Origin of the sequence: Methyloceanibacter sp., assembly GCF_041573655.1 — a bacterium.
Classification (GTDB): domain Bacteria; phylum Pseudomonadota; class Alphaproteobacteria; order Rhizobiales; family Methyloligellaceae; genus Methyloceanibacter.
Map to the genome: position 1 here is coordinate 47,291 of NZ_JBFFQD010000002.1, position 13,344 is coordinate 60,634.

Genomic DNA, 13,344 nt, shown 5'->3' on the forward strand with positions numbered 1-13,344 from the left:
CCATGACTGAACTCAGCGACGAACTCCTCATCGCCTATGTCGATGGACAACTTGCCCGCAAACAGACGCGTGCGGTGGAGGGGGTTCTCGATCAAGACGATGTTCTTGCGGCGCGGGTCGACGCGCTGAAGCACGCGCATGCGCGTCTGGAAGCGGCCTTTGAGGCTATCCTGGCCGGCGAAGAGATGGACATCTCCGAAGTGCCGGTCCCGCAAGACGACGGCATCTTCGTTTCGTGGCGCACCATAAAAATCGCCACGGCTGGTCTCGGCCTGGCCGTGGCCGCTGCGCTTGCCGTCGCCGGGTACGGGTGACCTCTCAAACTTCCGGGCCAAGGTGCGGAAGTGCAGATCGATGTCCCCGCGCAGACCGCGCCCCAGCCGCAAACGTCAACGGGTGCCAACCGCTAACGCGCCATGCGCGCGATCGCCCTGTAATCGCCGGAGAGATGGCGGTTGAGGTCGACCCGGATCGCGTCTAGCCGATCCTTAGTGCAATAGCCCTGATCGTTTTTGATCTGTTGGAACACGGACTCGAGCGTGTAGTCGTAGGCATGTGTGGTCTTCTCCATTCGTGCCTGGCCATGGCCAAAACGCGATTCATAGGCGAGGTAGTTCGAGCGGAGCTGCTGGGGGTTGAAGACGAACCCGCAGCGGGTTGCGCGGGCCGAGGTCCATGCGACCTGGGTTGGCCGCGCGAGCGGGTCGTTGGGCCGCACATTGTATGCCGCGGCCTCGGTGGACGCTCCGGTCTCCGGACCTCTGATGCTGTCCACCGTCGAGCAGGCCGTCAGCGCGACCAACAGCGCGGCTGCGGCAGCCGCTGCAATCGGCGTGGCGGTTGAGAAGGGGTGTTTCATTTCGGCGCGATCTTATCGGTCGCGTCGTCGCAGCTAAAGGGGGCGAAATGAAGTGCAAAAACAAGGAAAGGCGGAGCTTTGCGGCCCCGCCTCCCTGTTGCGATGTCGAGCCGCACGCCCGTTCGGGACGATTGGTCGGCGCCGCGAGACCTTATCGGCCTCTTGGTCACGCGCCTCCCTCATGGTCTCCCACAAGCAGCGCCGCGACCTGACCACGGCCCTTATTTTGCGTCGCGTTGCTACGACGTGGCACCAGCCCCGGCCGGGCTGAAACCAATCAGCGATGGGATGTGTGGCGCAAAGGACCCTGTCGACCTCGACTCACGGTAATGCGACGACGTCGCCAGACCGTGGACCATTTGCGTCTACGCTTCCCGCCGCCTTCAGCCGCCCATGGCAATGGACGACCTCGGGCTTGCCATGCCCTGCGAGCCTTCCGATCATTTCCCGAAGCTTTGGGATTTCTCCGTCAGCCCCTTCTACAACCGGCCAACTCACAGTTTGAAGAATACCGCAATGCATTCGCGTTGCACTGGTGGCGCACCGCTTTTCCCCGCAATCCACCGGATCGCACGCCCCCGGCCACGTTGCGGCCGCCCGCAAGGCTTTGGGAAGAGCGCCGTTTCGTCCCGTTGGACCGCCGTTTTTCTGAGCTGTATGCTAGGCTCCAAGTCGGGGGAGTTCAGTTTCATGCGGCGTGTCGCAGTAAGAGCAGTATCGGTCTTGCCGGGCCTTGTCGGTACCCGCGCGCGGCGGCTCCTACTGGCGGCTGGCGCGGCGGTGCTCGGGGGGCTTCTGGCGCTCGGCGCCGATGTCTCCGGGCCAGGCGGCGCCTCGCTGGACATGAGAAATCTCGTCGGCGGGGAGACCGTCGTTTCCAAGCACGCAAAGACCAAAGGGCCGGCTGCGGCATCGGCCGCAGACGGCTTCGAGCCAACGAGTGTCAGCCGGTTGTTGACCATGGCGCTGGCGCCGCCGCTTCCCAGCCCTGCACAAGACGCCGAGCCGAACCTCTTGGGGCTAAGCGAAATTCCCAGAGAGCTGATCTGGAACCGGCCGCCAAAAAAGGACGACGGGAAGAAGCGCAGAGCCTTCGCCGCTTTCTCCAAGGCCAGCGCAAATCTTCCCTGGGACGCTGTGGAGCCGGTCCCGTTCAGCCCGCTCGGCCCCACCGGAAAGTCGGCGCAGAAAAAGACGTCACCGAACGGCGCTGCACCGGTGGCGCAAGCCGCCGTCGTGCTGCCGGCAGGCGGTGAGGTGAAGCAGTGGATCAAGTCCAAGGTCACCGAGATCAAGGGCTCGGCGCGCTCGCGGCCGCTTTATCACTTCGAGCTTTGGTTGGAGCCTCCCGCCGAGATGAAGCAGCGCCTGGTTGGCGTCTCTTACGCATTCAACTCGCCGGCCATCCGCCCGCAGTTGCAAGCCTCGAGCGACAAGACGAACGGCTTCCGCATCAGCGCGGGCGGACTTGCTTGCGCCGACGAGGTCAAGCTGACGCTCAGATTCAACGACGGCGGCTCCCAAACCGTCGCGCTCGATGGCTGCAATCTCCTGAGTTGATGCATCACTTGATGCCGGCGACCTCGGCGACCAGTTCGCGGAAGCGCGGGCGCGGCTGCTCGATATAGGGCAGGGGGCGGCAAACATCGATCGCCGCGATGCCGATGCGCGTGGTCAGCGCTCCATTGAACACGCCTTCGCCGAGCCGTGCCGAAAGGCGCGCAGTCAGTCCGTGTCCGATCACCTGCTGGATCACGTCGTCGCCGAGCGCAATGCCGCCGGTGAGCACGATATGCGTGACCACCATGCGCGCGAGCTTCAACAGCGACAACGTCCCGGGGCGTGCGCCATAGAGCGTGGCGAGCTTGCGGAGCATGCGCAGGTTCTGCGCGCCGACGAACATCATGTCGATAAGCGCGTTGGGGCTAACCGCCGTGACCACCGACACGCGCTTTGCCGATGTGGCGACGATGCCGCGTGCGACGGGATCGAGCGGCGCGATGAGTGTGCGCTCGTCGAGACGCAGCAGCTCCTCCGCGTTCATGATGTCATGCTCGTGCTCGGCTAGACGCTGCAAGCTCCAAGCAAGGTCGTCGCGTCCCGCATAGAAACGCTTCAGCCGTCGCGTCACGTCGACGGCGAGCGCCTTGTCGTTCTGGCGCGCCGCGCTGTCCGCCTCGTGGCGGATTTTGTCGAGGCGTCCAAGCCGCAACAGCCCGGCCACCTCGCGGATGATGATCATGAGAAGTGCCAGCACGACGACGGCTAGCAGCCCGACAGCGACCCAGCCGATCCAGTCGTCCCGCGCCAGGAGCGAAAGCACCCAATCGTAGAGCCATAGCGAGGCGATGAGGCTGATCAGCCCGCCGAGTGCGGCGAGAAAGATGCTGCCCCAGCGTAAGCCGCGATCCAGATTGGGCAGCATGCGCGTTTGCGCGTCCATAGGAGTAGGGAGCGTTTCGGCGGCCGGCGGCTCCGGCGGCACGAACACGTCCACGTCTTCGACGCGGAACGCCGCGGGCTTCCGGCGCTTGGGTGCGGTCATGCGAGGCGGTCTCCGATCAGGGTCTGGATGGCGCGGTCGAGCCGGATATTTGGGAACGGCGCGACGCCTCCTGAAGGCAGCTGCACCGGATCGGGCGGCCGAAAGCGAACGAAGCGCATATCGCCGTGCTCGGTCTGCCAGCCGGACAGCGCTTTCTTCGGATCCTCGGGAAGATCGCCTGGGAAGATGGCGAAGGGCTCGTTGCCGTCGAAGATACGCCGGCCGATCTTCTCGCCCTTTAGCGGATAGCCGACGATGCACGGCAACGTCTGGGTGCCCCGCTTCGCTTCGCCTTCTTGCGTGGCGCGGATGGCGGCCAGCGCCAGAACGTTGACGTCGGCGCCGCGATAGCGGGCGCGGGCCAGCGCCTTGTCCGTGAGCAGCGACAGGATCGCCTCCAACCGGTCATGACTCTCGTGGTGCAGATGGTCGGCCTTCGTCGCGGCAAGGGCAATGCGGTCGATCCGCGGTGCGAACAGGTTCGACCAGAGATTGTTTGCGCCCGTGCGGAAGCATTCGAGGATCTCGGTCATGGCGCGTTCCAGATCGGCAACTGCCGCCGGCCCGCCGTTCAACGCGGCAAGCACGTCGATCAACACGACCTGCCGGTCCAGCCGCGCAAAATGGTCGCGGAAGAAGGGGCGCACGACGTAGGTCTTATAGGCTTCGTAGCGCCGCTCCATGAGCGACCACAGCGAGCCGCGCGGGAAACTGTCGGCACCCTTGGCATCGAGCGGCGCGAAGGTCAGCGCAGGCGAGCCCGCGAGATCGCCTGGCATAAGAAAGCGTCCCGGCGGCAAGGTGGACAGCGCATATTGGTCGGAGCGCGCCTCGCGCAAATAAGTCTTGAACAGATCTGCGAGCTTCGCGGCGAGCGCTTCGTCGGCAGGCTCAGCCGGATCGATCTCGCCGAGCGCGGTGTTCCAATCCTTGGCCGCCGCTTCCCGGTCCGCTTCGCGCGCCTGCGCAACCGCGTCCCTAGCCCAACTGGCATAGTCGCGTTGCAGGAGCGGCAGATCGAGAAGCCATTCGCCTGGATAGTCGACGATGTCGATATGCAGCCGCTCGCGCCCCAATTGCCGTTTCCAGAACCGCGTCGAGGCGTATTCGAGCGTCAGGCGCAGCTGGCTGATCTGGCGTGTGCTCTCCGGCCAGGTCGGCGGCTCGGCGGTGAGGTCGGCGAGATGTCTTTCGTATTCGAAGCGCGGCACGATCTCGTCGGGTTGGGGCTCGAGATAGACGCGTATCAAGCGTCCCTCCGCGCCCGCATCGAAGAATGGCAGCCGCCCACTGGCGATGAGATTATGGACCAGCGCCGTGATGAACACCGTCTTGCCGGAGCGGGCGAGGCCGGTCACGCCGAGGCGCAATCGCGGCGTTGCGAGGCCGGAGGCAACGTCTCCCACGTTGCGTACGGCGTCGCCCGCGGCCTGGGTATAGGTGGAAAGTGGCACGCTTCAGATCAGTCCTTTTTTCTCGGCCCCCCGTGCCATGCGCCTCATAGCGTGCTCGGGGCAACGAAGGAAGACCAGCGGGAACTCTTGGTACCTTTTTGACTGTGCACCTGCACAACAAATGTGCGCCGCAAGTCCCAGCGCTGCCTATGAGATATGACGATTCCGCGATGTTCTCGGGAGCGGCGCTTGGCGCATTTGTCAACCCCGCGTGTTGTCTTGACTTGTCAACTCGCTTCCGTAAATACGGGGCTGCCTGGTGGGGGAACGCTGAGGCGTGCCGGGTGAAGTTAAGTAGGCGACGAGCCGATGAAGTGGATGGCCTGGACGTGACTCTCATGGCGACTGCAAGAAAGAAGAAGAAAGTCCTCCCCGAGGATTATCGGCCGTCGGATGATGAGCCGTTCATGAACGAGCAGCAGCGGGCCTATTTCCGCCGCAAGCTTCTCAACTGGCGTGACGAGATTCTGCGCTCCACCAAGGAGACGCTGCAGCATCTGCAGGACGACTCCGAGCAATATGCCGACATTGCCGACCGCGCGACCTCCGAGACGGATCGCTCGCTGGAACTGCGCGCCCGTGATCGCCAGCGCAAGCTCATCGCCAAGATCGATGACGCGCTGGAGCGAATCGAGGGCGGTACGTACGGCTATTGCGAGGAAACTGGCGAGCCCATCAGCCTCAAACGGCTCGATGCGCGTCCCATCGCGACCTTAAGCGTCGAGGCGCAAGAGCGTCACGAGCGCCGCGAGCGCGTCTACCGCGACGTGTAGCGCGCGACGGTCTTTCGAGACCGGTAGCCCAACATCGCTAATGCGCCGCCGACAGCGGCTTCGCCACATCTTCGAGCGATTTGCCTTCGGCGGCGACACCGTAGCGTGCCGCGATAACGCTTGCGGCCAGCATCAAGCCCGCGCCCAGCAGGTACCCGGCGAACAGGCTCATGCGCGAACCCGTATCGATCAGCGCCCCGAACAGCCACGGCGCGCCGATGCCCCCGACACCCGTCCCGACGGCATAGAAGAAGGCGATTGCGAGCGCGCGGATTTCGAGCGGGAAGGTCTCGCTCACCGTGAGATAGGCCGAGCTCGCCGCGGCCGAGGCGAAGAAGAAGATCACCGTCCAGCAGACCGTCTGCATCGTCGCCGACAGAACGCCCGCGGCGAATAGCGCGCCGGTGAGCGCCAGCAACAGACCGGAGAGCGCGTAGGTGATCGCGATCATGGGGCGGCGTCCCACCGTGTCGAACAAGCGTCCGAGGAGAAGCGGTCCGAGGAAATTGCCGGCCGCGAAGGGCAGCAAATACCAGCCGACCTTGCTGGCGGCGATGCCGTAGAAGTCGGTCAGCACCAGCGCATAGGTGAAGAAGATCGCGTTGTAGAAGAACGCTTGCGCCGCCATCAGCGCAAGCCCCACCAGCGTGCGCTGGCGATGCAGGTCAAACAGCGTGTGCCAGACTTCCGCTAAGGGCGTGTGGCTGCGCGTGTTGAGCTTGAACAGTGCCGGGTCGTCGTCGGGTACGTGGTGGCCGCGCGCGCGATGGTGATCTTCGATCTGCTCCAGGATCTCGTGCGCTTCGTCCGGGCGCCCATGGGTCATGAGCCAGCGTGGCGATTCCGGAATCCACCGGCGCATGATAAGGATGCCCAGCCCCAGCACCGAGCCGATGAAGAAGGCGGCGCGCCAGCCATAGTCCGGCGGCAGCACGGCCGGGTCGAGCAGCACGATGGACCCGGCGGCGCCTCCCGCCGCGCCAATCCAAAAGCTGCCGTTGATGACGAGATCGGTATGGCCGCGATAGCGGGCCGGGATGAACTCCTGAATGGTGGAGGCGATCGCCGTGTATTCGCCGCCGATGCCGGCGCCGGTCAAAAAACGGAACAGGGCGAAGCTCACGAAGTTCCAGGAGAAGGCCGTCGCCGCCGTGGCGACCAGATAGACGGCCAGCGTGATGAAGAACAGCTTCTTACGGCCGAGGCGGTCGGTGAGCCATCCAAACAGCAGTGCCCCCAGCACCGCGCCGGCCAGATAGAAGCTGGAGGCAAGTCCGACCTCCGCATTCGTCAGCTTCAGGACGGGGCTCTCTTTCAGCGCGCCCGCCACCGCGCCGGCGAGCGTCACTTCGAGCCCGTCCAGCACCCAGGTGATGCCGAGTGCCAAGACGATGAGCGTGTGGAAGCGTCCCCAGCGCAGGCGATCGAGCCGCGCCGGCACGGACGTCTCGATCACCTTCGCGTCGTGGGCCCCGCTCACGATTTGCCGGATGCTGGCCGCGGCACGATGGGAAAGTCGAAATAGGTGTCGGGGTAGGGCTCCGGCTCGAACGTGTAATGCCAGATCTCCTTGGGATAGTTCTTAAAGCCGTGGCGGCTCATCACGTCCACAAGGAGCGTCCGGTTGCGCTGCTGCTCCGGCGTGAGACCGGGCGCATCCGTGTTGGCCTTCGGATCGAAGCAGTCGAAGCCGGTTCCCATGTCGACGCTGTTGTCGGACGGCTGCGCCTCAGTGCAGGCGATGCCGTCCTCGTCGTCCGTGTCGGCAGGTGACGATCCGAGGGGCACGATGGTGACATCCAGCGTCGACCCGCGGGAGTGCCCGGACCGCGTGGCGATATATTCGGGAAACAGGGCGCTCTTGTGCAGGTCGGGATAATGCTCGAGCTTGGCGTTCGGATTGTCCGGCTCTTTCGACCAATCGACGAAGGCGGCCACGGCCTGTTTGGGGCGGTAGCAGTCATAGACCTTCAGCGACAACCCCATTGGCTTGAGGTCCGTTTGCGCGGCTTTCAAGGCTTCGGCCGCTTCCCTGACAAGCACGCATTCGGCGGCGTCGTAGCCGGGCACGGGCTGCCGCGTGAAGTTATTGGGGCCTGCATAGCGCATGTCCTGCTCGATCGAAGGGTCGACGTCGTAGAGATAGACGAAGCCCTTGGGCATGGAACCAGCGCTCATGGGTGACGTCCCCGCAACAAAGAGAGCTGCAACCAGCACGGCGCAGCCGATAGCTCGACAACCAGACATGGGGTGACTGTTTGCGATGGGGTTTGCGCCGTCAACGCATGGCGCAAAAAAACTCCCCGCTGGAGGGCGGGGAGTGGAAGTGTTTGGGGGACTGACATGACTGGCAGGGCCAGTCGGTGTCGGACCATTAGCAGGGAACTGCCGGCGCTCTTACGATAAGGACGGTTGGCTCTACCGGCGTCGCTCCAGCCGCCTGCCCATCAGGGCTACCGTAAGATCGTTCCTATTATTTACCGCAATCGACGCCCTATCTCAAGCAAAACCGCCTGTGACATTTCCGCAACAGTCAACCGGAATCGCACTAAATTCTTCTAGGACTTGGGATATTCCGGCCTGCCGGGGGTCTCGGTCTTGGCGATAATGACGTCGTCATGGGGCGGACCCAGAGGCTGGGGCTGCGGCTGCGGGCGCCATCTGATTCCCGTCTCCACCACGACATCCACCGGACCGCCGATCATGACGAGATGCTCGACGTCGTCGCGGCGTAAGAGATAGAGCGTACGCTTGGAGTCGACCTCGGCCGTCTCGACGACGGTGAGGCGCTTTTCAGGCGCCCGGCGTGTCGAACCGCCCGACTTGCCGAAGAATGTCTTGAACGCCCAAACAAGAAGGGCGATGAGCGCGACGGCAAAGAGAAGCGTTGCGACGCCGAGAATGAGGGTGTTGATCTCCATGATGGATGGTCCCTACCCAGGCAGAGCTTAACAGTTCTTTAGCCGAGAGGCTCCCCCCTTGAAACGAGGCCCCGGAAACGGGGCTGAACCCGGACTAACCTTGCGGTCATCCGTCCATGACAATCTCCGGCCAAGACAAGTCGAATCGGGTATTTTCCCAAGCCATGACGGATATTAACGCGCCAATGCGCTACGCCGAGCCCGTTGCTGACCAGACCGAGCGCGACGGGAGCATTAGCCTGGTCGTACTCCTCGCGGTCGCGCTTGCGGTAGCCGCCGTGGGGCTGGCCATGGTGAGCCGGGAGATGGCCGAGCCGTTCGTGCTGGCGATCCTCGCCGGCCTTGCGGTTGTCGGCGTGTTCTGCCTGTTCGCGGGCGCGGTCGGCATTTTGTATTTCGGCCAGCGCCACGCGCGGAACGACCTGACCAAGGCTTTCGTCGACAACCTGCCGCAAGGCGCGCTGATCGCCGACGCGACAGGGCGGGTGCTTTACGCCAACCGGGCCTATCGCGACCTTCTGGGGCTCGACGGCGAGGCAAGCGTCTTGGCGCCGGACCGAGCCTTCGGTGGCAACCCGCATTTGGCCGAGCCGATTTTCCGCCTGGCCCGTGCGGCTCAACAAGGACGCCGCCTGAAGGAAGAGTTCCGCCTGCCGCCGCCGGGCGAAGTTCAAGACGAGGGCGGTATCACCCCGCGCTGGTTCCGCATCTCGGTGCAGCCAATGCCGCCAGATCCGAAGGCAGGCCGCAAAGGGGCGCTCGTTGTCTGGCAGGTAGACGAGATCACCCAAGACCGCGCCCGCGAGGAAACCAGCTTCGCCAAAGTGCAAGCGGCCATCGACTATCTCGACAACGCCCCGGCCGGGTTCTTCATTGCCGACGCGGACGGCCATATCGACTATCTGAACGCCACCTTGTCGCAATGGCTCGGCCTTGATCTGTCCGAGGTTTCCAACCGCCAGATCAAGCTCACGCAGATCATGTCCGAGGACAGCGCCGCGCTGATCGCCGGCGCCAGCCGCGGCGACACGCAAGGCGGCACCCGCCATTTCGATATCGACCTGCTCAAAGCCAACGGCACATCGCTGCCGGTGCGCCTTCTCTTACGCCTGCCGCGCGGCAGCGAACTGGCGCATGTGCTGATCCTCAATCGCGGGCCCGGTGAAGTGGAGGAGGCCGGCGCCGGCGAGCTCAGATTTGCGCGGCTGTTCCATTCCTCGCCCATTGCGATTGCAACGGTGGATACGACAGGCACGGTGAGCGCGACAAACGCGGCCTTCGTGCGCATGTTTGGCGCCGAGACCGGCGATGGCGAGACGAGCCTGGAGAGCTTTCTCGATCCGTCCAACCACGCCGATCTTCGAAAAGCTCTTGAATCCGCAATTGCCGGCCAGGTTTTGACCGAGCCCATGGATGTGACACTCGCCGGGCCCGGCGAGCGGAGCGGCCAGCTCTTTCTCAGTCCGATCGAGCATGCCGAAGGCGAAAGCGATGCTGCCATTGCGTATGTCATCGACGCCACCGAGCAACGCGCGCTCGAGATGCAGATCGCTCAAAGCCAGAAGATGCAGGCCGTAGGGCAACTCGCCGGCGGCATCGCACACGACTTCAACAACATGCTGACGGCGATCATCGGCTTCTCCGATTTCTTGCTGCTGAACCACAGGCCAACCGACCCTGCCTTCCAAGACATCATGAACATCAAGCAGAACGCCAACCGGGCCGCCGGCTTGGTGCGTCAGCTGCTTGCGTTCTCACGGCAGCAGACCTTGCGTCCGCAAGTGCTGCAGCTCGGCGATACAATTCCCGACCTTTCCATTCTGCTCGGCCGGCTGCTCGGTGAAAACATCAAATTGACGCTCGATCAGGCGAGCGATCTGTGGCCCGTCAAGGTGGACGTTCATCAGTTCGAGCAGGTCATCATCAACCTCGCCGTGAACGCGCGCGACGCCATGCCGGACGGCGGCAAGCTGTCGATCCGCACCGCCAATGTGAGCGAGCCTCAATCTCGCGAGCTTAGCCTGAGCCACATGCCGCCCGGCGAGTACGTGATGATCGAGGTGCGCGACACCGGCACGGGGATGAGCGAGGAGGTCAAGCAGAAGATCTTCGAGCCCTTCTTCTCCACCAAGGAGATTGGCCGCGGAACGGGGCTCGGCCTCTCCACCGTCTACGGCATCATCAAGCAGACCGGCGGTTACATCTTTGCTGACAGCGAGGAAGGTGACGGCACCGCGATGCGGGTCTACCTGCCGCGCCATGTGAAAGGCGCCGCGGAGATCGACCAGGAGCCGGCCAAGCTCGACCACAAGCCCGAGCCCGAGAAGCCGAAGGATCTGACGGGCCGCGGCACGGTGCTGTTGGTCGAGGACGAGGACGCGGTGAGAAGTTTCGCCGCCCGGGCGCTGGGCACGCGCGGCTATCGCGTACTCGAGGCCTCAACCGGCGCGGAGGCGCTGGAGGTCTTCGAGGAGCATCACGGCGAGGTCGATCTGGTGGTGAGCGACGTGGTGATGCCCGAGATGGACGGTCCCACCTTGATGAAGGAGCTGCGGGAGCAGAACCGGGACCTCAAGATCATCTTCATCTCCGGATACGCGGAGGACGCTTTCCGGCGAAATCTGGACGAGAAAGAAGACTTTATGTTCCTGCAGAAGCCCTTCGATCTGAAGGAGCTCGCCGCCACGGTCAAGGCCGCGCTTCAGGACTAAACCTCCCATAGATGCCAAGGTTGCGTCTCTTTAGGGACTTCCCTTGCGTGCCGATCGCGTCTAAGCGAGACGCGAGATTTCCACCCACCGGAGACCCACGCGTGCCCGATTACGAGGTCATGGCGCCCGCCGAGGACGGCAACAAGCGCCGCAAACGGCATAAGAAGAAAAAGCTGGGGCTTACCGTCGAGCGCTATGGCGGCCGGCTGGTCTATGTCTGGTTCGGCATGCGCTTCATGACGCTGATGCGGCTGTTCTGGCGCGGCCGGTTTTCCTTCACGCTGAACTGCATCCCGGACACGGCGGCGCTGTTCCTGTGGGTTCCGTGGAACACACCGCTCTTGTGGATCTCCGAGGCGCTGTACAAGCGGAAGGCCGAAAGCCTACCGCTCGATCAGCCCCCGGTCTTCGTCGTCGGCCATTGGCGCAGCGGCACCACGCTGATGCACGACCTCTTCTCCGAGGACCCGAACCTCGCTTACCCGACGACCTATGAGTGCTTCTTCCCGCACCATTTTCTGCTGACGGAAGGTACCCTCGATCCGCTCTTCAGTGTGCTTCTGCCCAAGCATCGGCCGCAAGACGACGTGCCGGTGGGTTTCGACCGCCCGCAAGAAGAAGAGTTCGCCATGCTCATGTTGGGCCAGGGCTCGCCCCTGAAGACGATGGCCTGGCCGCGGCGCGGCCCCGTCGACACCGACTATGTCGATTTCAAGGGCTTGCCGGAGAAGGAGGTGAACCGCTGGGCCAAGGCTTATATGTGGTTCTACCGCCGGCTGATGCTGAAGCATAAAAAGCCTCTCGTGATGAAGACGCCGCCCAACGCCGCGCGTCTTAAAGTGCTGACCAAGCTGTTCCCGGATGCGCGCTGGGTGTTCATCGCGCGCAATCCGCTCAAAGTGTTTCCGTCCACGATCAAGCTGTGGCGCGCACTCTATTCGGCGCAAGGCCTGCACAATCCGCCTTACATCGATGGCTGGCTCGACGACTATGTGCTCGATGTCTACGAGCGTTTTACCACAGCCTATGAGCGCGACCGGCATCTGGTCCCGGAAGAGAACCTGGTCGAAATCCGCTACGAGGATTTCGTCAAGGACCCGCTCGAGTCGATGCGAGACCTCTACGCGCAGCTTCGCATCGGCGAGTTCGATGAAGCGGAAGGGCGCATGCGCGCCTTCCTCGACGACCGCTCCGACCACAAAGTGTCTTCTTATAAGATGCCGAAAGCGCTCACCAAGCGTATCGCGGACCGCCTGAAGCCGTTCATCGACCGTTTCGGCTATAGCGAGGCGGTGGATGCGGCGCTTGCCGAGCCCCATACGGACAAACGTGCTCCGCAGAAGGCGGCGTCTTAGCTCTCAACAAGGGAGCCGGTAATGAAAGATCATCAAGCGCACGAACGCCTCATTGCCGGCGTCGCCTTCGACATTCCCGGCATGGGATACAAGAACCTCAAGACCCACAAGATCGAAGGCTTCGAGCCGGGCGTCGCAAGAGCCATTGCCGATATCTTGCTCGGCGCGGATGGCACGCTCGACTTCACCCAAGTCACCAACGAAGAGCGGATTCCGGCGGTTCTGTTAGGGCGCGCCGACATGGTGTTGTCCCAGCTCACCATCACGCCCGACCGGCTGGAACAGGTTGACTTCTCTGTTCCCTATTACGTGACGCGCGAGGGCATTCTCGTTCGAAAAGACAGCCCCATCCGCAGCCTTGACGACCTGCGCGGCAAGCGCATCGCCGTGACGGAATCCTCCATCTCCATACGCCGCATGCGCGAGGCCTTTCCAGGTGCGCCGCTCGCGGTGACCAAGCTGAACGCCGGCACGCTGAACGCCGTGGAAGAGGGCAACGCGGACGCCGCCTCCAACGACCTCGTAAACTTAAAGCTAATGCGCAAACACGCCGCGCATCCGGACCAATTGGAGGTGATCGATATCGGCGGTCATTTTCCCGACAAGCTCTATGGCGTCGCGGTGAAGAAGGGCCGGCCGGACTTCCTCGCCGCGCTCAACGCGGCCATCGAGCGCCTGAAGAGCGACGGCGAGATCGACCGCCTGCTGCGCACGAATATCGGTTGA

At 63.5% G+C, this 13,344-nt stretch carries 12 protein-coding genes; 6 read left to right on the forward strand and 6 right to left on the reverse strand.

Annotated elements, in window-relative coordinates; all coding sequences use genetic code 11:
- Nucleotides 1-2 precede the first annotated feature (2 nt).
- Nucleotides 3-314 carry an anti-sigma factor gene (locus tag ABY454_RS00925; RefSeq protein ID WP_372928287.1) on the forward strand — a complete coding sequence of 104 codons (312 nt, stop codon included), beginning with the start codon at nt 3-5 and terminating at the stop codon, nt 312-314.
- A 92-nt stretch (nt 315-406) separates the two neighbouring features.
- On the opposite strand, the gene ABY454_RS00930 is transcribed toward ABY454_RS00925, so the two are convergent.
- The gene (locus ABY454_RS00930; protein ID WP_372928288.1) at nt 407-859 is read right to left on the reverse strand and encodes a hypothetical protein; all 453 of its coding nucleotides are present in this window, start codon (nt 857-859) and stop codon (nt 407-409) included.
- 690 nt (nt 860-1,549) lie between these two features.
- Here ABY454_RS00930 and ABY454_RS00935 point away from each other — a divergent pair.
- On the forward strand, nt 1,550-2,419 hold the full coding sequence (locus ABY454_RS00935; protein WP_372928289.1) for a hypothetical protein: 870 nt from the start codon (nt 1,550-1,552) through the stop codon (nt 2,417-2,419).
- Between the two features lie 4 nt (nt 2,420-2,423).
- Here ABY454_RS00935 and ABY454_RS00940 read toward each other — a convergent pair whose 3' ends face one another.
- The gene (locus ABY454_RS00940; protein ID WP_372928290.1) at nt 2,424-3,404 is read right to left on the reverse strand and encodes a YcjF family protein; all 981 of its coding nucleotides are present in this window, start codon (nt 3,402-3,404) and stop codon (nt 2,424-2,426) included.
- Complete coding sequence (locus ABY454_RS00945) at nt 3,401-4,858, reverse strand: YcjX family protein (protein ID WP_372928291.1); 1,458 nt, start codon at nt 4,856-4,858, stop codon at nt 3,401-3,403. Before ABY454_RS00945 ends, ABY454_RS00940 begins: the two co-directional genes overlap by 4 nt.
- Before the next feature lie 338 nt (nt 4,859-5,196).
- Here ABY454_RS00945 and dksA point away from each other — a divergent pair, with 338 nt between their 5' ends.
- Nucleotides 5,197-5,631: an RNA polymerase-binding protein DksA gene (gene dksA / locus ABY454_RS00950; protein ID WP_372928292.1), complete on the forward strand. Its 435-nt coding sequence runs from the start codon at nt 5,197-5,199 to the stop codon at nt 5,629-5,631.
- Between the two features lie 37 nt (nt 5,632-5,668).
- Here the strand turns inward: dksA and ABY454_RS00955 are convergent, their stop codons facing one another.
- From ABY454_RS00955 to ABY454_RS00965, 3 genes are all read right to left on the reverse strand, one after another.
- Entirely contained in the window at nt 5,669-7,111 is a 1,443-nt protein-coding gene (locus ABY454_RS00955) for an MFS transporter (protein WP_372928293.1), read from the reverse strand.
- Nucleotides 7,108-7,809, reverse strand: coding sequence for a M15 family metallopeptidase (locus tag ABY454_RS00960; RefSeq protein WP_372928294.1), 702 nt, complete (start codon nt 7,807-7,809; stop codon nt 7,108-7,110). The genes ABY454_RS00955 and ABY454_RS00960 overlap by 4 nt, the downstream gene beginning before the upstream one ends.
- Nucleotides 7,810-8,189: 380 nt before the next feature.
- Nucleotides 8,190-8,552, reverse strand: a complete 363-nt coding sequence (locus ABY454_RS00965) for a hypothetical protein (RefSeq protein ID WP_372928295.1) — start codon at nt 8,550-8,552, stop codon at nt 8,190-8,192.
- 164 nt (nt 8,553-8,716) lie between these two features.
- On the opposite strand from ABY454_RS00965, the gene cckA reads away from it, so the two are divergent.
- From cckA to ABY454_RS00980, 3 genes are all read left to right on the forward strand, one after another.
- Complete coding sequence (gene cckA, locus ABY454_RS00970; RefSeq protein ID WP_372928296.1) at nt 8,717-11,263, forward strand: cell cycle histidine kinase CckA; 2,547 nt, start codon at nt 8,717-8,719, stop codon at nt 11,261-11,263.
- 101 nt (nt 11,264-11,364) lie between these two features.
- Complete coding sequence (locus ABY454_RS00975) at nt 11,365-12,618, forward strand: sulfotransferase (protein WP_372928297.1); 1,254 nt, start codon at nt 11,365-11,367, stop codon at nt 12,616-12,618.
- Between the two features lie 21 nt (nt 12,619-12,639).
- Nucleotides 12,640-13,344 (forward strand): transporter substrate-binding domain-containing protein, encoded by a 705-nt coding sequence (locus tag ABY454_RS00980; RefSeq protein ID WP_372928298.1) that lies wholly within the window; start codon nt 12,640-12,642, stop codon nt 13,342-13,344.